Consider the following 22,242-nt stretch of genomic DNA (forward strand, 5'->3'; position numbering starts at 1 on the left):
AGTCCTTCAGTCGAGGGGTTCGGTGACGGCGCGGAACAGGAGTTCGGCCCTGCGCAGGCCCGCGGCGTCCACCCGCTCAGCGCGGGTGAAGCGCCAGGAGAGGTCCACGAGCCGCCAGCCGTCGAGCGCCAGAGCGGCGCCGTCGAGACGGTCGACCACGCGGTTGGCGGCCTTCAGCGCCTCGGCGAGCCCGCCCTGGCGCGACCACACCTCCAGCGTCAGCCGGTGCTCGGCGGCGGGCGCGAGATCGCCCGAGACGTCGGAGCTCTCCACCGCCGCCAGCACCACGTAGGGCGGCAGCGCGGCGCGAGGCGGCTCGTCATGGACGCGGGCACCGCCGAGCAGCGCGGAAAGCGTCGCGTCGGAGGCGAGGCGCTGCACGACGGCGGCCCGCAGCGCCAGCGCGGCGGAGGCGATGGTCATGGCGTCAGCTCCTCGCACAGCAGCTCTTCGAACCGGCCGTCGGCGTCGAGGCAGCGCGCCGAGAGCACGGTGAAGGCGCGGCCGCTCCACGCCGCCCGGCAGCCGCCGGTGACGTCGCCCCGGGCGCGGATGACGACCCGCCAGAGCTTGGCGAGGCCGAGCGCCGCGCCGCGGCGGACCTCCTCCGCCGCGACCGGCTCGACGCGGGCGAACACCACCGCGAGCGGCGCGAAGCCGCGCGTCACGCCGCCCGCCTCGTCGGGGGCGTCGTCCGGCCGCTCGAGCGCGACCCGGCGGCGCAGCGCGGAGAAGGACAGCACCGCCGCGCTCACAGCTTCAGGTCCCGGTAGGGCGCGATCAGATCGGCCACGTCGGCCCGCGGCCCGTCGGCGCCGGTGCGGCGCTCATAGGCGTCGGCCACCAGACGCCGCAGCGCGAGCCGCAGCGACTCCGGCGCGTCCTCCGGATCGCCATAGCCGCAAGCGAGGTCGATCTCGACGACCCGCGCCTCGGGCGTGACCCGCAGGATCTCCAGCCGCTCGGACGCCCAGTCGAACCGCCAGTCGGCGGGATCGAGCGCGGTCAGCGTCCCGTCGCGGGCGCGGAAGCGGACCGCCTCCACCTCCCGCACCGGGCGCGGCCGCAGGATCACGGCGCCGCCCGGCGGCGGGACCGGAGCGTCCAGCCGCCAGCGCTGGGCCACCAGCACCCGGCGCGTCAGGCGCTCCACCTCGGCGCGGGCCGCGGCGATGAGGCCGAGAACCAGCGCGTCCTCGTCGTCATGGTCGAGGCGCAGGAAAGCCTTCGCGTCCGCAAGGCCGAGGGGCTCGGCCGCAGGCGCGGTCAGGAGAACGGCGGGCATGGGGGTGAGCCTCAAGGGCGCGCGACGGCGGCCCGCCCGGAAGGCGCGGCGGCGGTCGCACGCGAGGGAAAGGACGCGAGGTCATGAAAATGCGCGGAGCGCTGCGACGCCTCGGCGCGCCAAGCGTCATCGGGAACATGTGAAAAGCGTCGTCATGCCCGAGCTTGGTCATCGGGCATCCACGACTTGGGCGGTCAAGCTTTCGCCCTGCGAAAAGTCGTGGATACCCGCGCTCCGCGCGGGCATGACAATCGGGTTGCGTTTCGGGGCGGTCGCCGGGCGCCTACCCGCTCCTGGCTTCCCGGTACAGGAACGCGCCGATCACGCCGACGAGCGTGGTCCCGAGCACGATGGCCGCGACGCCGTGCGCGCCGAGATGCAGCGCGAACGCCCCGACGGCGAGGGCGCCGAAGGCGAACAGGCCAGCGGCCCATTGGGCGCGCCGGCGCTCGGCCGCGTCTTCCGCGAGGGCGAAGCTGTCGAGACCGCGGCGGTGCTCCGCCTCGGCCTCGAACTGGCGGAAGATGCGCTCGGCGCCGCCCGCCACCAGTCCGTCGTAAGACCGCAGTTCGCGCGCCGGCGGCAGCGGGCCGGACCAGCTCTCCTCATAAGCGAGGGAGACGCGGCTCGGCGAAGCGGAGGCGAGCCCGCCCGGCCCCGGCTCTTCGCCCGTCATTCCTTACGGGTCGTGGTCTTCGCGATGGCGCGGCGCAGGTCGCGGCCAAGCCGCTCCCAGTCGCCGCGCAGCGCCGCGGCGTCGGAGCGCGAGACCGAGGGCGACGCCGCGATGCGGGCCGGACGCAGATCCACGAGGCTGCCGAGCGCGCGGCCGATGAGCGCCTTGCGGGACGGAGCCTTGAGGGGACGGGAGATGGTCATGGCGTCGTGTCCTTTGACGATCCCAGGCGTCGATATGGAGACCGGGGTCCGTTTCAAAAACCCCGGTCCCGCCGCGCGTCAGCTCGCGGCGAAGCGCAGCGTCTTGATGGCGTCGAAGTCCTGCACGCCGCCGCCCACCCGCTTGGTGGTGTAGAACAGCACGTAGGGCTTGGCGGTGAAGGGATCGCGCAGGATGCGCACCCCGATGCGGTCGGCCACCAGATAGCCGCGGCGGAAGTCGCCGAAGGCGATCGCGTGGGCGTTCTCGGCGATGTCGGGCATGGCTTCGGCCTCGGCGATGGGGAAGCCCATCAGCGTGGCCGGCGCGCCGGCGGCGGCGGGGGCTTCCCAAAGATAGCGTCCGTCCGCGTCCTTCAGCTTGCGAACCGCCGCCTGGGTGCGGCGGTTCAGCACGAAATGCGCCTCGCGCCGGTAGCCGGAGCGCAGGGCGTAGACCAGATCCAGCAGCGCGTCGGAGGGGTGGGAGGCCGCGAAGGCGCCCGCGGCGCCGGTAGGCACGTAGCCGATCTTGCCCCACTCCCAGGCGGAATTGGCGACCTTGGCCGGGGTCAGGAAGCCCTGCGGCCGGGTGACGCCGTCGCCGGTGACGAAGGCGACGCTCTCCTGCTCGGCGAAGGCGGTCTCCACCTCCTCGGCGATCCACTGGTCGAGATCGACCGCGGCGTCGTCCAGCAGGGTCTGGGTCGCCGCCGGCATGGCGAACAGCTCCATGGCCGGGAAGGCGAGCTCGTCCAGCGCGGGCGTCGCGGACTGGGCGCGGGCCGCGGTCTCCGCCGCCCAGCCCGACGCGAAGCCCTCGGTGGCGAAGGGCTTGCGGAACACCGAGCCGGTCATGGCGCGCACCGTGGCGATGGCGCGGATGGGCGAGACCTCCGCCAGCCGGCGGCCGATCTCGCGCTCGGTCTCGTCGGGGGCGAGATAGCCGCCCTGGGCGTCGGTTCCGGCCACCAGCGCCTTGGCCTCCAGCGCGCCGTAACGCCCGGCGTCCCCTCGGCGCACATAGGCGTCGAAGGCGCCCCGGCGTTCCCGCGCCTCCGGGCGGGCGCCCTCCTCCGCGCCTGCGAGCGCCGGACGGCGGCCCTTCAGCGCCAGCTCGTCCACCAGCCGGCGCTGGCGGTCCAGCGCCTCGTCCAGCCGGGCGAGCTTCTCGGTGGTCACCGCGTCGGGCGACAGCCGCTGCTCGATCTCGGCCAGGCGCTCGTCATTGGTCTCCTTGAACGCCTCGAAGGCGCGCATGAAGTCGTCGAAGGCGCCCACCACGTCGAGGCTGGTGGGCGGGCCGTCCACGGCCTTGGTTTCGGGCGAACGGAGGGCGTCGAAGGTCATCGGGTCAGGCCTCGGGTCGTGGGGAGGAAGGGCCGCCCGGCAGGGCGGAGACGATGGGCGGCGGCGAGGCGCCCCGCCTTGGCCGCGCCGACGCGGGCGCCGGGCAGCATGGGAAAGGTGACGATGGAGATCTCCCACAGGTCGATCTCCACCAGCCGGCGCACGCCGCCGGCCATGCGGGCCGCTCGCACCGGGCGGAAGCCGATGGAGAGCCCGTCGAGCGCGCCCTGCCGCAGCAGCGCGCGCAGCTCCCGGGCGCGGGCGACGGCGAGGTTCAGCCGCCCCTCGACCCGCAGACCGCGGGCGTCCTCCGCGATGCGCTCCCAGGCGCCGATGGGCTCGGCCGGATCGTGCTGGAACAGGAACCGCACGCCGTTCGCGCCGCGGCGTTCGAGGCTGCCTGAGAAGGCGCCGGGCGCCACCACGTCGCGGCCGAGATCGACCACGCCGAACAGGCTGGCGTAGCCGGACACGCGCCCGTCCTCCGCCACCGCCGCCGCGAACGGCAGCCGCTTCCGTTCCGGCGCGAGCGAACGCGCCGGGCCTGCGATCTGGGTCATGGGATTGAGATTCCGTCGTTTCGGTTGCGTCAGGCGGAATGGCTGCGCTTCAGCGCGGCGACGAGCCGGAAAAGCCGCATTCGGCAGGCTCGTTGGCTCCATCGCTCTTTCGGGGATTCGCCATGCTCATCGCGCACCTGCCTTCAGGCTATGTGGTCGGCGCGCTCGGACAGCGGGCATGTCCGAGCGTCCGAGGCGTGCTCGCGGCGGCGCTCGTCGGTTCGGTCCTGCCGGACGTGGACATGCTCTGGTTCCATCTCGCAGACGGCGGCCGGACACATCACCACGCCTTCGTCACCCACTGGCCCTTATTCTGGGCGGCCGTGTCCGCCGTCCTGATCGCCGCCACGTCGGCGTTTCGGCCGCGCTGGCGGCCGGCGGCCATGGCGTTCGCGGCAGCCGTGCTGCTGCATATGGCGCTCGACAGCGTGGCCGCGCCCATGACGTGGCTCGCGCCCTTCAGCGACGCGACGGTGGAGCTGGCGCGCGTACCGGCGATCCATCCGAACTGGATCGTTAGCTTCCTGCTGCACTGGACGTTCCTGATCGAACTCGCCATCTGCGCCGTCGCCGCCGCGCTCTGGCTCGCCCGTCGGCGTCAGCCCACTCCCTGAGCAGGGCCGGCCGCGCTGACGCGCGACGGGTAACGTTCGAAGCCTTTCGCCCGCGTCAGGCGACCTTTTTCGCCGCCTCGTCATCGCCGCTGGCGAGACGCGGCGCGTGGGCCGCCGCCAGTTCGCCCAAGCTGTCACGAAGGGCGTCGTTCGATCCGGCCAGCATTTCGTTGGCGCGCTTCAGCAGTTCCGCCTCGACCACCTGTTGCGGCTCGACCTTGTCCTGCGCCAGAAGCCAGGCGCTCACGCTCGCCCAGTCCCAAAGAGGACTTTCGGACGTCACCTTGACCGCCGGCGCCGGGAAGCCGCGGCCGCGCTGCCCTTTAGCGTATTGCGTCATGGCGGCGCGGGACATCCCCACGCGCGCCGCGATGTCGGCGAGACTGACCAGCGGATCGGGCTCGATCCGGATCACCCGTGCGCCCGCCGCGCGCACGGCGACGATCGCGGACGCCAAGGCATGATCGAAGCTCTCCGCCTCGCGTGCGAAATCCAGAATGATGCGGCCGCGCTGGAACGAGATCGTCGCGTCGTCGCAGCCAACGTCGTAGAAGCGCTGCTCGAACGCGTCGTCCTCTGGGTCCAACCCGGATGCGACGACGCTGAACTCATAGGTCTTCATCGTTGCTTTCCCTGTCGTGCGGACAGCGATCCACCGCCCGCCTGATCTGCTCGGCGTGATGGAAAGGCACGCGCGGCGTGCCGTTCACGCCAACCCGACAGCCATCCCGATCCGCATGAGCGCAGAACAGTCGTCCCCAATGCCCCATCTTGCGCCACGTCCAGCCCTTGGCTTCGGCATAGGCGACGGCGGCCTCCACATGCTTGTCCGGATGGCGCGGCCTAGACAAAAGCGCCCCCGGAACCTATCGCTGCGCTAACATATGTCAACACACCATCATCCTAGCCGCTCAAAAGGTTAGGTATGGGTTAACGAGATCGAAATCGCGCAACAGTTGCAAGGCTCCGGATCGGATCGCGACCAGAAATGTCGCGCCCGCCCTCACCCCGCCGCGCCGTAGCCCACCGCGGCGCGCTTCTCGTCGTCGGTGAGGAAGTCGGCCTCGGTCACGCGGCGCCACAGGGCTTCGCGCTCGGGGGCCAGCGCCTCCACGGCGTCCAGATCGGGCTCGAGGCGGAGGTCGCCGCCCCAGACGGGGCCAAGCCAGTGGGCGAGGCTCTGGGCCACGCGGCCGAGCAGCGGCAGCACGGTCTGGCGCCACAGCGCCCGGTTCGCCTCCTGGTAGTTGGCGTAGGTGGCGTCGCCCGGAATGCCCAGCAGCATGGGCGGCACGCCGAAGGCGAGCGCGATCTCCCGCGCGGCGCCGTTCTTTGCGGCGAGGAAATCCATCTCCTGCGGCGACAGCGACAGCGGCTTCCAGTCGAGCCCGCCGTCCAGCAGCAGCGGGCGGCCGGCGTTGGCGGCGCCGGAGAACTGGGCCTCCAGCTCCTCCTTCAGCCGCTCCACCTGGTCGTCGGACAGGCCGGTCCCCTCCGGCCCGGAATAGACCAGCGCGCCGGAGGGCCGCGCGGCGTTGTCGAGCAGCGCCTTGTTCCAGGCGGTGGCGGCGTTGTGCAGGTCGAGCGCGGCGGCCGCCGGCGCCATGGGGCTGAGGCCGTAATGGTCGTCGAGCGGGTGGAACAGCGTCAGGTGCAGGATCGGCGGCGCGGGCTCCGCCCGCTGGTCGAAGCGCGAGACCTCAGCGCCCACGCGGTACTCGTAGGCCTCCGGCCAGCCGTCCGGCCCGGCCAGAACCCGCATGCGGTCCGGCCGCAGCGCGTGCAGCTCCCGCGGCTCGCCCTCCACGGCGACCGCCTCCAGATAGGCGTCGCCGGAGATCAGCAGATGCGAGACCACGGCCTCGATCAGCCCCGCCCGCCCCTGACGGGGGTTGGGCCGCGCGAGCAGGCGCTTCAGCGGGTGCTCGTCCAGCTCCCGCGCGCCGTCGAACAGCAGCAGCGGCACGCCGCCGGCGGCCTCCGCCACCATGCGCACCGCCCGGTGGCAGACCGGATTGCGCTCATAGCCCTCGCGGGCGAGGCTCGAAGGGTCGCGCCCGCTCCAGCGCGCCGCGCCGCCGCCCGAGAAGGCGACCAGCCCGTTGAAGGATTTACGCTCCACGCGGGGGCGGAACAGACGTGACAAGCCGAAAGCCATGGCGCCCCTCACGGCGGGAAGGAAGTGTCGAAGACCGGAACGACTTCGAAGCCGCCCGGACAACCTTTCTCGCCGCCATGCCCGATCTTGGTCGTCGGGCATCCACGACTTGAACGGTCAAGCTTTTGTCGCGCCAGAAGTCATGGATACACGGCTTCGCCGGGCATGACGGCGGCTTCGATCGCCGCGCTTCGGCCGTCTCCGAATGCGCGCTGTCACAGCGACAGCACGCGGGGCCCGCGGCCCTTCGCGCCGAGCATGAGATGGGTGACGGCCCAGACCAGCGCGTCCACCCGGTCGGGCGAGCGGCCGTTGGCGAGGCCGTCGAGGCCGAAGGCGGCCATCTCGTCCTCCAGCGCCGGGTAGGCGCCCACATGGCGCACCTTCCCTTGCGCGTAGAGCGCCGCCACCGGCTCGGCCCGCAGCCACTTGCCGCGGGTGGCGCGCACCGCGACCACGGGAACGCCGTCGTCCACCTGCGCGATCACCGCCCGCACCATGTCGCCGCCCTGGTTCACCTCCGCCACCAGCGCGTCGGCCTGAAGCCGCCGCCACAGCGCCACGGCGCGGGCGGACCACAGCTCCGGTCGGGGCGCGGGCACGGTGTCGTCGGCGAGCACATAGGCCCGGCCGTCGACGCCAAGCCCCGCCGCCACCAGCCCGCAGGCGTCGGAGCGGCGTCCGCCGCCGGCCGGCGGGTCCACCGCCACCACGATGCGGGCGAGGTCCGGCGCCGCATCGACGCGGGCGCGCTCGATGGCCTCGCGGGTCCAGAGCGCGTCCTCGCGCTCCTCCAGCAGCTCGCCGTCCAGCTCCTGCCGGCCGAGCCGCGTGCCGGCGTAGGTGCCGACCACCGCCTCAAGAAAGCTCGGCGCCAGATTCGCGGCGTTGTCGCGGGTCGCGGCCCGCGTCACCGCCACCGACGGATCGGCCAGCAGCCGCTTCAGCAGCGGCGTGGCGCGGGGCGTGGTGGTCGCCATCTGGCGGGGGCGGGCGCCCAAGCGAAGGCCGAACTGCAGCATGTCCCAGGTCTCCTGCGGGCGGCGCCATTTGGCGATCTCGTCGCACCAGGCGGCTTCGAACTGCGGCCCGCGCAGGGCCTCCGGGTCTTCCGCCGAAAACCCCTGCGCCACCGCGCCGTTCGGCCAGACGAGGCGCTTGCGGCTCGGCTCGTAGACCGGCCGCTCGCCGCGCGGATGCACGGCGATGAGGCCGGACACGCCGTCGATCATCACCTCGCGCAGGTCGGCGTAGGTCTCCGCCACCAGCGCGATGCGGCCCACCGGCCGCGCCGAGAATCCGTCGAGGCCGAGCGCCAGCCCCCGCACCCATTCGGCGCCGGCGCGGGTCTTGCCGGCGCCGCGGCCGCCCAGCATCAGCCAGGTGGTCCATAAGCCCTGCGGCGGAAGCTGGTCGTCCCGCGCCCACACCGCCCAGTCGCCGTGAAGCTTCGCGCCGTCCGCGGGCGACAGCGCGCTTAGGAACTCACTCGCCGCGCTCGCGTCGCAGCCGCTCAAGGCGCTCCGCAAGCGCCGCGCGGAACTCATCCGCGTCGCGCAGGGACCCGTCAGCGTCAGGCTCTCCGGCGCCACCCGCGCTCTCCTCGTCGAATTTCGCAAGCTCCCGCAGCGAGCGCACAAGGCTCGACAGCGTCCGTGCGGCCTTGCCCGCCGCCTCCCCGGCGGCGCCGTCGTCGCCGGAGGCGAACAGCCTCTCGGCCTTGGCGACCTCCGCGTCCACGGAGCGGCGCAGGCCCCGGATCAGCGTGCGCCGCCGCGCGGCGTCGAACGGCCGGGTCCAGGCCTCGCGCTTCGCCCTGCGGGCCACCGCGTGCCGGGAGAGGCCGAGCCGGCGGCCGATCTCGACCTGCGAGAGCTGCGTGGTCTCGTAGAGGCGGCGGGCTTCGGCGAAGACCTCGGGAGAGGCGTGCGGAGCGGGAGGCTTGGGTCCGGTCATTTCACGCCCTCCCGCCGTTCGCGCCCCCCGCCGCTTCATGAGCGCAACTGTGGAGCATGGGAGAAACCTACCCGAGCAGCGTCACGCTGTCAATGCTTATTTTCCTATTTAGGATTTTTAGCTGAAAGCTCCCCGTGCGCCACGCCGCTCCGCTCGCTTGACGCTGTGGGTCGCGGTTCCTACGTTCGCCGCGACCCCGGCGGGCGCCGGGCGCGGCTCCTCCGCGCACGATTCCCTTTGAGCCCGCGACGAATGTGAGGATGCTCTCATGGCGACCGGAAAGGTTTCCGACGCGACTTTCGAGGCCGAAGTGCTGCAGTCGGCCGAACCCGTGGTGGTGGATTTCTGGGCCGAATGGTGCGGCCCCTGCCGGGCGATCGCGCCGGCGCTGGAGGAAATCTCGGACGAGCTCGCCGGCAAGGTGAAGATCGTGAAGCTGAACGTGGACGAGAACCCCGCCACCGCCACCCGCTTCGGCATCAGCGCCATTCCCATGCTGATGATGTTCAAGGGCGGCGAGCATGTCGCCACTCAGCGCGGCGCGGCTCCGAAGTCCAAGCTGGTGAGCTGGATCGAAACCTCGGTCTGAAGACCGCAGGCCCGATCGGGCGACGAGGCCCGCGAGGTCCCGGCCATGGGCCGGGACCTGAAAGCGGGTTCGGAAATGGCCGCAGCGGGCGATTTGAATTGACGTCATGCCCGGTGGCCAGGCTCGGACATGACGTCAGACACGAATGTCCAGACAGACTTTAACGATCACGGCGCGCTCCTGCGGCGGCTCAGGGCGCGCCGCTGCTTTTTGACGGACGCGACAGGGCGAAACGCCGGCCCTGAGCGGCGCCCTGACGGTCCTCAGGTCCGCGACTTCGAGACCTCGCCGCCGGACGGGGCCTCCTTGTGGCCGCCGAACTGGAACCGCATGGCGGACAGCAGCCGATCCGAGAACGGGTGATCGACCCGCGAGCGGAACCGCGCGAACAGAGCGGCGGCCAGCACGTCCGCCGGGGTCGCCTGCTCGATGGCGGCCTCGATGGTCCACCGCCCCTCGCCCGAGTCCGCCACCCGCCCCTCGAAGCCCTCGAGCCTGGGGTCGGCGGCCAGCGCCGAGGCGGTGAGGTCCAGCAGCCAGGACGACACCACGCTGCCGCGGCGCCAGAGCTCGGCCACGTCCGCCACGTCGATGTGGAAGCGGCGGTCCTCCGGCAGCTCCTCCGAACCCTTGCCGCGCAGGATGTCGAAGCCCTCGGCGTAGGCCTGCATCAGGCCGTATTCGATGCCGTTGTGCACCATCTTCACGAAATGGCCGGCGCCGGCGGGGCCGCAATGCATGTAGCCCTGCTCCACCCGCGGGTCGCGGCCCTCGCGGCCGGGCGACGGCGCCACCTCGCCCCGCCCCGGCGCGAGGGTTGCGAAGATGGGGTCCAGCCGGCGCACCGCCTCCTCCTCGCCGCCGATCATCAGGCAGTAGCCCCGCTCCCGGCCCCAGACGCCGCCCGAGGTGCCCACGTCGAGATAGACCACGCCGCGCCCGGACAGCTCCTTCGCGCGCCGCACGTCGTCCTTGTAGAAGCTGTTGCCCCCGTCGATCACCACGTCGCCCGGCGACAGCAACCCGCCAAGCTCCGCCACGGCCCTGGCGGTGATGTCGCCTTCCGGCAGCATGACCCACACCGCCCGCGGCGCCGCGAGCGCCGCCACCAGAGCGGCGAGCGAGTCCGCCGGCGTGGCGCCGTCGGCGGCGAGCGCGGCGGTCGCCTCGGCGTTCACGTCATGCGCCGCCACGGCGTGGCCGTCGTCCATCAGCCGCCGCGCGATGTTTCCGCCCATTCGGCCGAGGCCGACCACTCCGATCTGCATGACGTCGTCCGCTGTCCATTTCGGTTCGCCGCAGCAGATACGTCTCGCAGCCGCTCAGTCCAGTCCCGCGCCCGCGCAGAGCGGGCATGCGACGGCCGACAAACGGGATTGACGGCGGCGGCGCGAATGGGCGAGATCGGAAACGTAAAAACGTCAGAATAATAAGAAAATGAGGGAGAACGCATGACTGAGGGAGAGCGCATGAGCTTGAGTCGGTCCGCCTTTGGGCTTCGCGCAGGCGCCGCCGCGTGACGGCGCATCGCCTGGAGACTTCCGCCGCCGCGCCGTCCGCGCCCGATCCGGTCCTGCGTGACCGCGTCTCGGAGCTGCGTCGCGCGCTGGAGGACGGGCTGATCGGCGCCGGCGCGCTGGTGGAGCGGCTGCTGATCGGCCTGCTCGCCGGCGGCCATGTGCTGGTGGAGGGCGCGCCGGGCCTCGCCAAGACGCGGGCGGTGAAGCGGCTCTCGGCGGGGCTCGACGCCTCCTTCGCCCGCATCCAGTGCACGCCGGACCTGATGCCGGCGGACCTCACCGGCGCCACGGTGTGGCGGCCCGACCAGGGCCGGTTCGAATTTCTGGCCGGTCCGCTGTTCCACTCGCTGGTGCTGGTGGACGAGATCAACCGCGCCCCGCCCAAGGTGCAGTCGGCGCTGCTGGAGGCCATGGCCGAACGGCAGGTGACCGCGGGCGCCGCGACCCACGCCCTGCCCGACCCGTTCATGGTGGTGGCGACCCAGAACCCCATCGAGCACGAAGGCACCTTCCCGCTGCCCGAGGCGCAGCTCGACCGGTTCCTGCTGCATGTGATCGTGGGCCTTCCCGACGCGGCCTCCGAGCGGCTGATCCTCGATCTGGTGGAGCGGGAGACCCTCGCCGGCGAGCAGGCCATGCCGCTCAGGCTGACGGCCGACGAGGTGCGCCGCGCGCGGCGGGACGCGGCGGCGACCCATCTGTCGCCCGCGCTAAAGGATTACATCGTCCGCATCGTGGCCGCGACCCGCAGCATGGAGGTCGCGCCGGAGGCGCGGCGGGCGATCGAGCATCCGGTGTCGCCCCGCGGCACGCTGGCGCTCGCCGCCGCCGTGAAGGCCCGCGCCTATCTTAAGGGCCGCGACCACGGCACGCCCGACGACGTGGCGGAGCTCGCCGCCGACGCGCTGGCCCACCGTCTGGTGCTGACCTGGCGCGCCGCCGCCGACGGCCGCACGGCGCGGGATCTGGTGCCTGTCCTGCTCGACGCCGTCCGGCCGCTCTAGACCGGCGGCGCGGCATGGAGACGGACCTGGTTCCGGGCGTCGATCTGGACGCGGGCGCGCTGCTCGGCCTGAAGCATCTGGCCGGACGGCGCGGCGCGCCCGGTTCGCGCCGCCTCATCGCCCGTCCCGGCGGCGTCGTCACCCGCCGCCGGGGGCGCGGCAGCGAGATCGACGACGTGCGGCCCTGGACCGACGGCGACGACATCCGCCACATCGACCGCCACGCCACCGCCCGCACCGGCGAGCCGCACGTCCGCACCTTCCGGGACGAGCGGGAGCGGGCCGCGCTGCTGGTGGCGGACTTCCGCCCCGCCATGCTGTTCGGCACCCGCCGCGCCTTCCGCTCCATCGCCGGCGCCGAGGCGCTCGCCATCCTCGGCTGGCGGGCCGTTCAAGAGGGCGGCCGGGTCGGCGCGCTGTGCCTGACCTCCGGCGATCCGGTCTATGTGCGTCCCAAAGGCGGCGAACGCGCCATGACGGCGGTGGCGGGCGCCATGGCCGCCGCCCACGCCCGCGCCCTGGCCGAATCCGACCGGGACGACCCGCCGCTCGACGCCGCGCTGGAGACCGCCGCCGCGGCACTTCCCCGTGGCGGACGGCTGGCGCTCGCCACCGGCCTCGACACTCCCGGCCCCCGCTTCGACGACGTGATCCGCGCCGCCCTCGACCGCGTCGCCGTCACCGTGGCGCTGATCGCCGACGCCTTCGAGGCGGATCCTCCCCGCGGCGCGCTCGCCTTTCTCACCCGCGAGGGCCGGCGCGGCTGGCTCGCGCCCCGCGCGAACCGGGCCGCCGATCCGCGGGTGGAGCGGCTCAGGGCGCTGAGCGTGCCGGTGGTGACGCTCGACGCCGGATGGGCGCCCGAGCGCGCCGCGCCGGAGCTGGAGGCCCTCGATGCCGCCCGCTGACGAGCTCGACGGCCTGCGGGGCCTGCATCTGCCGCCGCTGGATGTCCCCTTCTGGAGCGACGTCTGGCTGGCGGTCGCGCTCGGGCTGGCGCTTGCGCTCGCGGCCTCGCTGCTCCTGCGCCGGCTGATGCGGCCGAGGCCGGCGCTCCGCGCCGCGGCGCTCGCCGCCTTCGACAAGACGCTGGCGCTGCCGCCGCCTGAACGGCGCGCCGCGCAGGCCGCGCTGCTCCGCCGGGTGACGCGGGCGCAGGCCGGCGACGCCGCCGCCGCCGCCCACGGCGCGGACTGGGCCGCAACGCTCGACCGGCTGTTCGGCGGCGATCTGTTCTCCGCCGGCCCCGGCCGGGTGTTCGGGGACGGGCTCTACGCCCGCGACGCAGCGCGGGACGATGCCGAGCTCGACGCGCGGCTGCGCCTGCTGCTCGCCCGGCTGCCCCGGTGACGGCGATGTGGGACTTCGCGACCCCTTACGTGGCCGTGCTGCTGCCCCTGCCCTTTTTGGTGATGTGGCTGGCGCGGCCGGACGCGCGGGTCGCCGGCGCGCTGAAGGTGCCGGGCACGGTGGTCGGCGGCGCGGCTGAGACCTCCACCGCCGGCCGTCCCGGCCGGAGGCTGCATCTCTGGGCCTGGATCGCGTGGATCGCGCTGCTCGCGGCGCTGGCCGGCCCGCGCACGGTGCTGCCGGCGAGCGCGCTGCCCACCACCGGACGCGACCTGATGGTGGCGCTCGACCTGTCCGGCAGCATGGAGCGGCGGGATTTCGCGCTCGACGGCGCCGTCGCCCGGCGGCTCGACGTGGTGCGGACGCTGGGCGCGCGCTTCGTGCGCGGCCGGGCGGGAGACCGCGTGGGTCTGGTGGTCTACGCCGACCGGGCGTTCGTGGCCGCCGAACCGTCCTACGACGTGGAGGCGGTGGCGCAGGCCTTCGACTCGGCGGCCATCGGGCTCGCGGGCCGCTCCACCGCCATCGGCGAAGGCCTCGGCCTCGCGCTGCGCCGCCTCGCCGACGCGCCCGGCCGGTCACGGGTGGCGGTGCTGCTGTCGGACGGCGCCAACAACGCCGGCGCGGCGCTGCCCAAGGACGTGGCCCGGCTCGCGAAGCAGATCGGCGTGCGGGTGCACACCATCGCCATGGGGCCGAAGGAGACCACGGAGGTTCAGGGCTATGACCCGGACGTGGTGGACGCCGAGGCGCTGAAGGCGATCGCCGACATCAGCGGCGGGCGCTTTTTCCGGGTGCGAGCCACCGAGGACCTGAAGCAGGCGATGGACGCCATCGACGAGATCGAGCCCACCCGCACGCTCGCCCCCGCCGCGCCGCTGTGGCGGGAGCTGTGGCCCTGGCCGGCGGCGCTGGCGCTGTTCGCCGCCGCCATGAGCGTGCTGGCGCGGCGGAGGGCGGGATGATCGAGTTCGACGCCTTCGCCCTGCTGCGGCCCTGGTGGCTGCTGGCGCTGCCGGCGGCCGCGGCGCTCGGGGTCGTGGCCGTGCGCCGGGCGGCCGGCGTCGACGACTGGCGCAAGGCGGTGGACCCGCATCTGTTCGCGGCGCTCGCCCGCCGGGGCGCGGTGGTCGCCGGCCGGGGGCGCGGCGCGCTGCCCGCCGCCCTGGCCTGCGCGGCGATCGCGCTTGCGCTCTCCGGCCCCGCCATCGAGCGGCCCGGGGCCGAGACCTTCCGCAACCTCGACGTGGCGGTGGTGATCGTGGACCTGTCGCGCTCGGTCACGGAGAGCCCCCGCTTCACGGACGCCCGGCTCGCCGCCTTCTCGGCGGTGCAGGCCGCGGGCTCGCGGCAGGCGGCGGTGATCGTCTACGCCGGCGACGCCTATCTCGCCGCTCCGCTCACCAGCGACCACCGCGCGCTCGAAACCCTGATCTCCTCGCTCGACGGCGACACCGTTCCGGATGTGGGCACCGCCCCCACCGCCGCGCTGGCGCTCGCCCGCGCCACGCTCCGGCAGGCGGGCGCGCTCGGCGGCGACGTGGCGCTGGTCAGCGACGGCGGCGGGCTGGACGAGGGCGCGGAGAGCGAGGCGCGGGCGCTCGCCGCCGACGGCCATGCGCTCAGCACGCTCTACGTGAAGCCCGCGCCGCAGGCCCCCCGCCGGGAGGGCGAGGACGGGCGGGCCGCGCTCGACGCGCTGGCCGCGGCCGGCGGGGGCGTCGCCGCAACGGTTGAGGCGCCCGCGCCGGCGCTGGAGCGGCTTTCGCGAAGCGCCGCGGAGCGGCTTGGCCCCGGCCTGTTCTCCTCCATCGTCTGGCTCGATCTCGGCCGCGCGCTGCTGCTGTTCGCCTGCGCCCCCGTCCTTCTCCTGTTCCGGAGGAGCGGATGATCCGGCCGCTGCTTCTCCTCTCTCTCGTCGTGGCCGCGCTGGTCGCCGCCGATCCCCGCGCCCGGATCGGCCTCGCGCTCCACCACGCCGGTCTTCCCGGCCTCGCCGCGCCGCTGCTGGACGGGCCGGACTGGGCCGGCGCGGTCGCCTTCGCGCAAGGCCGCTTCGACGAGGCGGCGGAGCTGTTCGAGGGCCGCCGTTTCGCCGGCGCGACCTACGACCGCGGCACCGCGCTCGCCCGCGCCGGACGGCTGGACGAGGCCGAGGCGGCCCTGAACGAGGCGCTGTTCCTCAACCCCAACGACGACGACGCCCGCCACAACCTCGCGCTGGTGGAGGCCGCCAAGGCGAAGCGCGAACGGGTGGAGCGCGACGCCCGCAACGGCGCCAACGCCCGAGCCGCCAAGCAGAAGCGCGGCGGCGAGGCCCCGACCGACGCCGAAAACGACGTCAACTCCACCGGCGAAGGCATGGCCGGCGACCGCGACAGCGGCCGGGAGGCGCAGTCCCCCGGCGGCAGCCAGGTGACGCGGGCGGGCCGCGCCGAGCAGAGCCGCATCTCCGACGAACGCGAAGCGGCCCGCGGCTCCATAGGGGCGGCGGAGGGCGCCGGCCGCACCGGCGGCGAGCAGGCGCCCGTCGCCCAGCAGATGGAGCAGCCGGCGCTGAAGCTGCGCCGCAGCCATGAGCAGCAGGCGGTGAGCCCCAGCGTGCAGTGGCTGCGCACGCTCGCCGATGATCCCGGCCGCTATCTGAAGCTCAGACTCGCGGCCGAGCGCGCCCGCCGGGCGGAGCGCGGCGTGGCGGCCCCCGCCGGCACGGAGGCGTGGTGATGGCGCGGCTCGCGGGCTTCCTGCTGGCTCTCATGGCGGGCCTTGCGCTCGTTTCCGGGCCGGCCCGGGCCGATCCGTCCGTGTTCGACGACGCGCGGCTGGAGGTGACGCCGCTGCTGAACGGACCCGCGCCCTATCCCCGCGAGCTGGTGCTGCTGCGCATCCGCGGCGTCTACCGTCCGCTGATCAACCAGTCGAAGCTGATCCAGCCCGAGCTGGTGGATTTCGCCTGGTCGGAGCTCGGCCAGGACGCGGTGCGGGTGATCGAGGAGGACGGCTACGCCAAGCGCGAGTTCACCCGCGTGATCGCGGTCTATCCCAGCCGCTCGGGGACGCTCACCATCGGGCCGTTCGTCCACCGGCTGAAGGTGGTGGACGGAGCGGAACGCCGGGAGATCGAGGTGCGCTCCAAGCCCGTGGAGCTGAAGGTCGCGGCCTGGAGCGGCCCCGGCGGGCCCGACGACCCGCAAGGCTGGTGGCTGCCCGCGCGCTCGGTGACGGTGCGCGACGCCTGGTCCGGCGACCCTGACCGCGTTCCCCGCGGCGAGACCCTGACCCGCACCGTGACGGTGACCGCCGACGGCGCGCCCGCCGACATGCTGCCTCCGACTCCGAAGCTGCTGTCGCCGGGCGTGATCAGCTTCCTCGGCCCCACCAGCCGGGAGACGCGCATCACCCCGAGCGGGCCGGTGTCGCAGGTGACCTATTCCTGGGAGGCGCGGCCGACCACCGCCTACCCCGCCACCGTGCAGGAAATCCGCATTCCGTGGTTCGACACGACGGCTCGCAAGATGCGGGAGGCGGTGATCCCGGCCCGGCGCATGGCCTGGGCCGCGGATGGAAGCGGCGAGCCCGCGCCCGCGAAGCGCGCGGCGGCGCCCATGCTGGCGGCGGCGGGGGCGCTGGCGCTATCCTTCGCGTTCGGCGTCGCGCTGCTGCTGTGGCGCGCCGGGGGCGCGCCGCGGCTCCTGCCCGAACGCGAACCTCAGGCGTTGCGCGCCCTGCGCCGGGCCGCGCGCCGGAGCGACGCGGCCGGCGTCCGGGCGGCGGTGAGCGCCCTCTCCCGCCACGATCCGGCCCGCGCCCGCCGGTGGCGGGAGGATCCGGAGGCGCGCGCGGCGCTGTCGGCCCTCGACCGCCGTCTGTTCGGGCCGGCGGACGAGCCGGCGCCCGATCTGAACGGCCTCGCCCGCGCGATCGGCCGCGCGTGGCGCGCATCGCGGCCGGACGCCGCCCCGCCCTCCGGTCTGCCTCCGCTCGACGGCCGGTCCGCGAAGCGCTGACCGCCGCGGCGGGCTGATTGCAGGACCGTGGCCTTTCGGCTTGGCGAGTCGGGCGCCGAGTTGGTAGCGTCGCGCCGCCCGCGGTTCCCGAGGTTTCAGAAACACATGACGTATTGCGTCGGCATACTCGTTCGCGACGGCCTGGTGATGATCGCCGACACCCGCACCAACGCGGGCATCGACAACATCGCCGTGTTCCGCAAGCTGAAGATCATCTCGCACAGCGGCCAGCGGGTGCTGGCGGTCGCGACCTCGGGCAACCTCTCCGTCAGCCAGTCCGTGCTCAGCCTGCTGGCCGAAGGGCTGGAGAACCCCGAGACCGGCGAACTCGACACGCTGGAAAACCAGCCCACCATGTTCAAGGCGGCCCAGCTCATCGGCCGGGCGGTGCGGGAGGTGTGGCGGCTCGACGGCGCGAGCCTGGAGCAGATGACCGCCCGCTTTGACGTGCAGCTGCTGTTCGGCGGCCAGGTGGCGGGCGGCCGGCTGCGGCTGTTCATGATCTACGCCGCCGGCAACTTCATCGAGGTGACGCCGGACACGCCCTATTTCCAGATCGGCGAGCACAAATACGGCAAGCCGATCCTCGACCGCGCCGTCACCTACGACACCGATCTCTACGACGCGCTCAAGATCGGCCTGATCTCCATGGATTCCACCATGCGCTCGAACCTCGGCGTCGGGCCGCCCATCGACGTGCTGGTGCTGCGCAAGGACGCCCTGACGCCAGAGCTGGAATACCGGATCGAGCCGAACGAGCCCTACTTCCTCGACCTGCGCGCCCGCTGGTCGCAGGCGCTGCGCACCGCCCACATGGACATTCCGCGCCCGCCCTACGGCAAGAACGTTCCCGGCGACATATGAGACCCGCAGCGGGACGGGCGGACGCGCCTGCTCCCGCTTGACCCCATGCGCCGATTGGGCGAAGCACAAACCTCACGCCTCGCCGGGCGAACCTTCGTTCCCGGCGCGCGGACGCCGGCTTAGCACAGCGGTAGTGCAGCGGTTTTGTAAACCGAAGGTCGGGGGTTCGATCCCCTCAGCCGGCACCATTTTCCTGTCCTTCGCGGGACGCGCCGCGGGGCGTGCCGGCTTCACGTCCGCTCTCAAGCGACGCGGCCTCAATGATCGCGCACCGCGCCGGAGCGGTGGTGGCGCCTCTTCCTGCGCGTGACGGAGTCCTCCGCTCATCCCTTGACGCCCCGCCCAGACCTCAGCCCGATATCCTTCGGCGGACGTTCACCCGGCTTTCGACATCCGCGGCTGATCCGCGTCCAGAATGCGGTCGATCGTGGCCACGAGCGCTGCGAGCGAAGAGCGGGATTTGGTGAGGCGCGCGTCCGCTTCGAAGGCTGGGCCTCGCTGTTCGACGTCATGGGCGGAAAACAGGATGGTCGGCGTAGGATGCTGGGCCGCCTTCAGATCCGCGATCAGGTCGAGCCCCGAGCCGTCGCTCAGCGTCACGTCCAGAATGACGAGATCGAACCTGTCCCGGGCGAGGCGCTCCCGCGCGGCGGCGAGACCGCCGGCGAAGCTCACATCCGCCCGCGGTCCCACGGCCGCCGCCACGACGCGCGTCAGGTCTTCGTCGTCCTCCACATGCAGGATGCGGGGCTTCGGCCGGCGCGCCGCGAGGCTCCGCGTCAGAATGTCCGCGAGCCGTGCGGGGTCAATGGGCTTTTCCAGCCATTCCGTCACCTTCAGCTTGGCCGCGCGTTCGTCCGCCCGACCTTGAGCCGCGGCGGCGGAGACCACCAGCACCGGCAGGTCCCGCGCCCGCGATGACGTCTGAATGTCCTGAATGAGGCTGATTCCGTCGCCGTCCGGCAGGTTCAGGTCCACCAGCAGCGCTTCGATGTCCGGATTGAACGCCGCCTCCCGCGCTTCGCGCACGGACCTTGCCGAAAGGCTGTCGAAGCCCGCATCCTTCAGCAGTTCGCCGAGCAGCGTGGCCGTGAACGGATCGTCTTCGCAGATCAGCACCTTGGCGCGGCGCCGGAGCGCGGACGCAGGCTCCGCGGGCGTCGGCTCGGCCGCCCGGCCGACGCGCGGCAGCCGCACCTCGAACTCGGCGCCGCCATTGGCGCGATAGCGGATCGCGCCGGCGTGCCGCTCCACGATCTCCTTCACGATGGCGAGCCCCAGTCCGGTGCCGCCCTTGCGCCGGCTGTCGGAGCCGTCGGCCTGCGCGAACTTGGTGAACATGCGCGGCAGGAACGCCTCCGGCACGCCGGGGCCGCTGTCGCGCACCCGGATCGCCGCCGTCTCGCCGTCCACGCCCACCGCCACGATCACCACCCCGCCCGGCGGCGAGAACTTGATGGCGTTCGAGACCAGATTGGTCACCACCTGCGTCAGCCGGTCCTGATCGCCGAACACCATGACGGACTCGGGCGCGGAGACGATCTCCACCGCCACGCCGAAGCCGTCGGCGTAGGAGCGCAGGCCCGCCACCGCCTGCCCGGCCACCTCGATGAGATCCAGCGTCCGCAGGTCGAACGCCATGCGCCCGGCCTCGATCCTTTCGATGTCCAGAATGTCGTTGATCAGCCGGACGAGCCGAAGGCTGTTGGCGTGGGCGATGCCGACCAGATGGCGGGCCCGTTCGCCGATCTCGCCCGCGGCCCCGCCCGACAGCAGGCCGAGCGAGCCGGCGATGGAGGTGAGCGGCGTGCGCAGCTCGTGGCTGACGGTGGAGACGAACTCGTTCTTCAGCCGATCCACGCGCTTGCGGTCGGAAATGTCGCGGGCGGTGGCGAACACCAGATCGATCCGTCCGTCCGCCGCGCGGAACGGCGCCAGAACCATCTCGAAGGTGGCGACGGCCCCGTTCACCTGCGGCTCCCGCTCCACCCTCAGCACCCGGCCGAGTTCGGACACCCGGCGCAGGTCGCGCTCGATCGACTCGCCCCGCGAGCCCGGAAACACCTCGATCGGCCGACGGCCCAGCACTTCCGGCAGCGACAGGCCGGTGAAGCGCTGGGCCGCCGCGTTCCAGGCCTCGAACCGGAAGCCGCCCTCGCCGTCGGCGCGCATGACGGCGGCGGGATCGGGCGAATGATCGAACAGGCCGCGGAACAGCGCCTCCGCGCCCGCCAGACGGCGCTCCCGGTCCTCGACGGCGTCCGCCATCACCGCAAGCGCGCGCCCGAGCGCGCCAACCTCGCCGCGCGCGTTCAGCTCGGGCCGCGCCGCCAGTTCGCCCGTCTCCAGCCGGCGGGCGTAGGCGGTAAGCCGCCGCAGCGGCCGCAGCACCAGAATTTCGCCCCCCAGAGCCCCAAGGGCGACCGAGACAAGCAGGATCAGCGCAATGGCGCCGAGGCGCTGGTTCATGCGCCGGTCGACCACCGCCACCACGTCCAGCTTCGGAAGACCGACGATCAGCCGCGCCCGATCCTCGATCACCGTGCGCGTGACGAACAGGCTGTCGGTTCCGTCAAGCTCGGGCGCCTCGAACACCCCGTCCGTGTCTCGAACGGCCATGCTCCACATCAGCCGCCCGGCGAGGCTGTCGCCCACCAGCCCCGTCTCCTCCGGATGCCGCGCGATGACGAGGCCCTCGGCGTCGACCAGCGTGACCTTGGCGCGGGGGTCGATCTCGCCCGCCAGCCGCTCCAGAGGCCCGCTGACCGCCGACAGGTTCAGCGTGACGCCGAGCGCGAGCGGGCGTCCCTGTTCGTCTCGAAACGGGATGGCGAGGGCGATGCGCGGCAGGCCGCTGACGCGCGCGGTTACGAGGCCGCTCACGGCGAGCCCGCCTTCCGCGAAGGCGCGCCGGACGTAGTCTCGGTCGCCCACATCGAGCCCCTTGGCGGCAGCAAGGTCCGAGCAGACGATTTTCATGTCCGACGCGATGACGAAGAAGGCCTGCGTGGCCGGATTGAGCCGCGAGAATTCGGACAGCCTGCGGTCGCACGCCTCGCCGCCGCCGCGCACCTCCGAAAACCGCGTCAGGAACACCAGCAGCTTGCGCGCATCCTCGATGGCTGCGTTCTGCTGCTCCACCGCCAGCCGCAACGCGCCGTTCAGCCGGGCGGTCGCTCCCTCCAGCTCCGCCTCGCGCTCCACGCTGGCGAAATGGACCGTCAGCCAGGCGAGCGGCGCGATGGCGAGCGCTCCGAGATGCGCGACCTGCCACCGCAGGCTGAGAACCGGCCGGTCGAACCCGGCCACGAACAGCATCAGCGTCAGCGCCAACGCGGTCGTGGCCCGGAAGGTCTCGAAGCCGTGCACCGCTTCGATCATCCCGGGCTTGAACAGTTGAAGCGCCAGCGCGAAGGCCGAGGCGCACAGGCCCATCAGCCGGGCGGACTGGCGGACGTCGTCCGCCCAGGACGGCCGCGCGCGGGTCAACCCCACAGCGACCGAAAGCGCGATCAGCGCGCAGCTCACCGCCGCGGCGGGCGCCGCCGTCACGCCGCCGCCAAGCGCGGGAACATCGAGCGGTCGTCCCATCAGCCGGGCGGCGAGCGTCGTCGCGCCGATCAGCCCCGGCGCGGCCGACAGGGCGAAAGCCATGAGGTCCGGCACAGGGCGATTGAGCCGGAACAGCAGCCAGGCCGCCGCCGCCGCGAGCAGCCCGACGCCCGCCGCCGGCGCCATGGCGTAGGCGGCGGGAAGCTCCACGCCGAGCCCGGTCGCCGCCAGCGGCGCGCCCGCGAGAGCCGCGGCGCAGGCCACCGCCGCCAGACCAGCCCAGCGCCGCGCCAGAATTCCGGATCGCGCCGTAAACGTCACGGGAGAGGTCGGCCTTCGCGCTCTGGGCACCCGATGGGAGAACGCAACGAGCTTAACCTCTGCCGGAGCGCCGCGCGACCCGCCGATCGGACGGAGACCGCGCTAGCGAAATGAACGCCCGATGAATGCGGCGCACGGGCTTCGTTCAGTCAGGCGGACCTAATGTGATGGGGCTTCGGACGAGGTCCCCCGCTCCGAACGGCGTCGAACCGGACTCCCGCCCCTCTCCGGTTCGA

24 protein-coding genes and 1 tRNA gene are annotated in these 22,242 nt (G+C 73.1%); 11 read left to right on the plus strand and 14 right to left on the minus strand.

The features are described from left to right. Window positions 1-6: 6 nt before the first annotated feature. The 7 genes from PKE85_RS06295 to PKE85_RS06325 form a co-directional block, all read right to left on the minus strand. The gene (locus PKE85_RS06295) at window positions 7-423 is read right to left on the minus strand and encodes a DUF3168 domain-containing protein (protein ID WP_271203923.1); all 417 of its coding nucleotides are present in this window, start codon (window positions 421-423) and stop codon (window positions 7-9) included. Next, complete coding sequence (locus PKE85_RS06300; RefSeq protein WP_271203924.1) at window positions 420-755, minus strand: head-tail adaptor protein; 336 nt, start codon at window positions 753-755, stop codon at window positions 420-422. Before PKE85_RS06300 ends, PKE85_RS06295 begins: the two co-directional genes overlap by 4 nt. After that, window positions 752-1,285, minus strand: a complete 534-nt coding sequence (locus PKE85_RS06305) for a head-tail connector protein (RefSeq protein ID WP_271203925.1) — start codon at window positions 1,283-1,285, stop codon at window positions 752-754. Before PKE85_RS06305 ends, PKE85_RS06300 begins: the two co-directional genes overlap by 4 nt. Before the next feature lie 283 nt (window positions 1,286-1,568). Further along, window positions 1,569-1,961, minus strand: coding sequence for a DUF2335 domain-containing protein (locus PKE85_RS06310; RefSeq protein WP_271203926.1), 393 nt, complete (start codon window positions 1,959-1,961; stop codon window positions 1,569-1,571). Next, on the minus strand, window positions 1,958-2,164 hold the full coding sequence (locus PKE85_RS06315) for a hypothetical protein (protein ID WP_271203927.1): 207 nt from the start codon (window positions 2,162-2,164) through the stop codon (window positions 1,958-1,960). The genes PKE85_RS06310 and PKE85_RS06315 overlap by 4 nt, the downstream gene beginning before the upstream one ends. 78 nt (window positions 2,165-2,242) lie before the next feature. Further along, complete coding sequence (locus PKE85_RS06320; protein WP_271203928.1) at window positions 2,243-3,511, minus strand: phage major capsid protein; 1,269 nt, start codon at window positions 3,509-3,511, stop codon at window positions 2,243-2,245. Next, window positions 3,508-4,071, minus strand: a complete 564-nt coding sequence (locus tag PKE85_RS06325) for an HK97 family phage prohead protease (protein ID WP_271203929.1) — start codon at window positions 4,069-4,071, stop codon at window positions 3,508-3,510. Before PKE85_RS06325 ends, PKE85_RS06320 begins: the two co-directional genes overlap by 4 nt. 122 nt (window positions 4,072-4,193) lie before the next feature. On the opposite strand from PKE85_RS06325, the gene PKE85_RS06330 reads away from it, so the two are divergent. Then, window positions 4,194-4,685 (plus strand): metal-dependent hydrolase, encoded by a 492-nt coding sequence (locus tag PKE85_RS06330; RefSeq protein ID WP_271203930.1) that lies wholly within the window; start codon window positions 4,194-4,196, stop codon window positions 4,683-4,685. A gap of 55 nt (window positions 4,686-4,740) precedes the next feature. On the opposite strand, the gene PKE85_RS06335 is transcribed toward PKE85_RS06330, so the two are convergent. From PKE85_RS06335 to PKE85_RS06355, 5 genes are all read right to left on the minus strand, one after another. Next, complete coding sequence (locus tag PKE85_RS06335; RefSeq protein ID WP_271203931.1) at window positions 4,741-5,307, minus strand: helix-turn-helix transcriptional regulator; 567 nt, start codon at window positions 5,305-5,307, stop codon at window positions 4,741-4,743. After that, entirely contained in the window at window positions 5,294-5,506 is a 213-nt protein-coding gene (locus PKE85_RS06340) for a hypothetical protein (protein WP_271203932.1), read from the minus strand. Before PKE85_RS06340 ends, PKE85_RS06335 begins: the two co-directional genes overlap by 14 nt. Before the next feature lie 182 nt (window positions 5,507-5,688). Further along, the gene (locus PKE85_RS06345; RefSeq protein ID WP_271203933.1) at window positions 5,689-6,843 is read right to left on the minus strand and encodes a phage portal protein; all 1,155 of its coding nucleotides are present in this window, start codon (window positions 6,841-6,843) and stop codon (window positions 5,689-5,691) included. Between the two features lie 215 nt (window positions 6,844-7,058). Beyond that, window positions 7,059-8,390, minus strand: a complete 1,332-nt coding sequence (locus PKE85_RS06350; RefSeq protein ID WP_428981318.1) for a DNA-packaging protein — start codon at window positions 8,388-8,390, stop codon at window positions 7,059-7,061. Beyond that, on the minus strand, window positions 8,329-8,799 hold the full coding sequence (locus PKE85_RS06355; protein WP_271203935.1) for a hypothetical protein: 471 nt from the start codon (window positions 8,797-8,799) through the stop codon (window positions 8,329-8,331). The genes PKE85_RS06350 and PKE85_RS06355 overlap by 62 nt, the downstream gene beginning before the upstream one ends. A 268-nt stretch (window positions 8,800-9,067) precedes the next feature. On the opposite strand from PKE85_RS06355, the gene trxA reads away from it, so the two are divergent. Then, window positions 9,068-9,388, plus strand: a complete 321-nt coding sequence (gene trxA, locus PKE85_RS06360) for a thioredoxin (protein ID WP_271203936.1) — start codon at window positions 9,068-9,070, stop codon at window positions 9,386-9,388. Between the two features lie 263 nt (window positions 9,389-9,651). Here the strand turns inward: trxA and gnd are convergent, their stop codons facing one another. After that, window positions 9,652-10,656: a phosphogluconate dehydrogenase (NAD(+)-dependent, decarboxylating) gene (gnd, locus tag PKE85_RS06365; RefSeq protein ID WP_271203937.1), complete on the minus strand. Its 1,005-nt coding sequence runs from the start codon at window positions 10,654-10,656 to the stop codon at window positions 9,652-9,654. Between the two features lie 248 nt (window positions 10,657-10,904). Between gnd and PKE85_RS06370 the strand changes: the two genes are divergently transcribed. The 9 genes from PKE85_RS06370 (at window position 10,905) to PKE85_RS06410 (ending at window position 18,321) form a co-directional block, all read left to right on the plus strand. After that, window positions 10,905-11,912 carry an AAA family ATPase gene (locus tag PKE85_RS06370; protein ID WP_428981319.1) on the plus strand — a complete coding sequence of 336 codons (1,008 nt, stop codon included), beginning with the start codon at window positions 10,905-10,907 and terminating at the stop codon, window positions 11,910-11,912. Window positions 11,913-11,926: 14 nt separating this feature from the next. Beyond that, window positions 11,927-12,820, plus strand: coding sequence for a DUF58 domain-containing protein (locus tag PKE85_RS06375; protein WP_271203938.1), 894 nt, complete (start codon window positions 11,927-11,929; stop codon window positions 12,818-12,820). Continuing rightward, window positions 12,807-13,262, plus strand: a complete 456-nt coding sequence (locus PKE85_RS06380; RefSeq protein ID WP_271203939.1) for a DUF4381 family protein — start codon at window positions 12,807-12,809, stop codon at window positions 13,260-13,262. Before PKE85_RS06375 ends, PKE85_RS06380 begins: the two co-directional genes overlap by 14 nt. Window positions 13,263-13,267: 5 nt before the next feature. Then, complete coding sequence (locus tag PKE85_RS06385) at window positions 13,268-14,227, plus strand: VWA domain-containing protein (RefSeq protein ID WP_271203940.1); 960 nt, start codon at window positions 13,268-13,270, stop codon at window positions 14,225-14,227. Next, complete coding sequence (locus tag PKE85_RS06390) at window positions 14,224-15,153, plus strand: VWA domain-containing protein (RefSeq protein WP_271203941.1); 930 nt, start codon at window positions 14,224-14,226, stop codon at window positions 15,151-15,153. The genes PKE85_RS06385 and PKE85_RS06390 overlap by 4 nt, the downstream gene beginning before the upstream one ends. Then, window positions 15,150-15,986: a tetratricopeptide repeat protein gene (locus PKE85_RS06395; protein ID WP_271203942.1), complete on the plus strand. Its 837-nt coding sequence runs from the start codon at window positions 15,150-15,152 to the stop codon at window positions 15,984-15,986. The genes PKE85_RS06390 and PKE85_RS06395 overlap by 4 nt, the downstream gene beginning before the upstream one ends. Next, a complete protein-coding gene (locus tag PKE85_RS06400) occupies window positions 15,986-17,269 on the plus strand; it encodes a hypothetical protein (protein ID WP_271203943.1) in 1,284 nt (427 codons plus the stop codon). The genes PKE85_RS06395 and PKE85_RS06400 overlap by 1 nt, the downstream gene beginning before the upstream one ends. 105 nt (window positions 17,270-17,374) lie before the next feature. After that, window positions 17,375-18,133 carry a proteasome-type protease gene (locus tag PKE85_RS06405; RefSeq protein WP_271203944.1) on the plus strand — a complete coding sequence of 253 codons (759 nt, stop codon included), beginning with the start codon at window positions 17,375-17,377 and terminating at the stop codon, window positions 18,131-18,133. A 113-nt stretch (window positions 18,134-18,246) separates the two neighbouring features. Next, window positions 18,247-18,321, plus strand: a tRNA-Thr gene (locus PKE85_RS06410). A gap of 187 nt (window positions 18,322-18,508) precedes the next feature. Here PKE85_RS06410 and PKE85_RS06415 read toward each other — a convergent pair. After that, complete coding sequence (locus PKE85_RS06415; RefSeq protein WP_271203945.1) at window positions 18,509-22,006, minus strand: ATP-binding protein; 3,498 nt, start codon at window positions 22,004-22,006, stop codon at window positions 18,509-18,511. Window positions 22,007-22,242 lie beyond the last annotated feature (236 nt).

The organism is Methylopila jiangsuensis, assembly GCF_027922305.1.
Taxonomy (GTDB): Bacteria; Pseudomonadota; Alphaproteobacteria; order Rhizobiales; family Methylopilaceae; genus Methylopila; species Methylopila jiangsuensis.

Bases quoted from the DNA above. Each gene is read 5' to 3' on its own strand.
- PKE85_RS06345 (WP_271203933.1), bottom strand. From the start codon at position 6,843: ATGGCTTTCGGCTTGTCACGTCTGTTCCGCCCCCGCGTGGAGCGTAAA.
- PKE85_RS06405 (WP_271203944.1), top strand. From the start codon at position 17,375: ATGACGTATTGCGTCGGCATACTCGTTCGCGACGGCCTGGTGATGATC.
- PKE85_RS06395 (WP_271203942.1), top strand. From the start codon at position 15,150: ATGATCCGGCCGCTGCTTCTCCTCTCTCTCGTCGTGGCCGCGCTGGTC.
- PKE85_RS06330 (WP_271203930.1), top strand. From the start codon at position 4,194: ATGCTCATCGCGCACCTGCCTTCAGGCTATGTGGTCGGCGCGCTCGGA.
- PKE85_RS06390 (WP_271203941.1), top strand. From the start codon at position 14,224: ATGATCGAGTTCGACGCCTTCGCCCTGCTGCGGCCCTGGTGGCTGCTG.
- PKE85_RS06350 (WP_428981318.1), bottom strand. From the start codon at position 8,390: ATGAGTTCCGCGCGGCGCTTGCGGAGCGCCTTGAGCGGCTGCGACGCG.
- PKE85_RS06375 (WP_271203938.1), top strand. From the start codon at position 11,927: ATGGAGACGGACCTGGTTCCGGGCGTCGATCTGGACGCGGGCGCGCTG.
- PKE85_RS06335 (WP_271203931.1), bottom strand. From the start codon at position 5,307: ATGAAGACCTATGAGTTCAGCGTCGTCGCATCCGGGTTGGACCCAGAG.
- gnd (WP_271203937.1), bottom strand. From the start codon at position 10,656: ATGCAGATCGGAGTGGTCGGCCTCGGCCGAATGGGCGGAAACATCGCG.
- PKE85_RS06385 (WP_271203940.1), top strand. From the start codon at position 13,268: ATGTGGGACTTCGCGACCCCTTACGTGGCCGTGCTGCTGCCCCTGCCC.
- PKE85_RS06355 (WP_271203935.1), bottom strand. From the start codon at position 8,799: ATGACCGGACCCAAGCCTCCCGCTCCGCACGCCTCTCCCGAGGTCTTC.
- PKE85_RS06320 (WP_271203928.1), bottom strand. From the start codon at position 3,511: ATGACCTTCGACGCCCTCCGTTCGCCCGAAACCAAGGCCGTGGACGGC.
- trxA (WP_271203936.1), top strand. From the start codon at position 9,068: ATGGCGACCGGAAAGGTTTCCGACGCGACTTTCGAGGCCGAAGTGCTG.
- PKE85_RS06305 (WP_271203925.1), bottom strand. From the start codon at position 1,285: ATGCCCGCCGTTCTCCTGACCGCGCCTGCGGCCGAGCCCCTCGGCCTT.
- PKE85_RS06400 (WP_271203943.1), top strand. From the start codon at position 15,986: ATGGCGCGGCTCGCGGGCTTCCTGCTGGCTCTCATGGCGGGCCTTGCG.
- PKE85_RS06295 (WP_271203923.1), bottom strand. From the start codon at position 423: ATGACCATCGCCTCCGCCGCGCTGGCGCTGCGGGCCGCCGTCGTGCAG.
- PKE85_RS06315 (WP_271203927.1), bottom strand. From the start codon at position 2,164: ATGACCATCTCCCGTCCCCTCAAGGCTCCGTCCCGCAAGGCGCTCATC.
- PKE85_RS06325 (WP_271203929.1), bottom strand. From the start codon at position 4,071: ATGACCCAGATCGCAGGCCCGGCGCGTTCGCTCGCGCCGGAACGGAAG.
- PKE85_RS06310 (WP_271203926.1), bottom strand. From the start codon at position 1,961: ATGACGGGCGAAGAGCCGGGGCCGGGCGGGCTCGCCTCCGCTTCGCCG.
- PKE85_RS06380 (WP_271203939.1), top strand. From the start codon at position 12,807: ATGCCGCCCGCTGACGAGCTCGACGGCCTGCGGGGCCTGCATCTGCCG.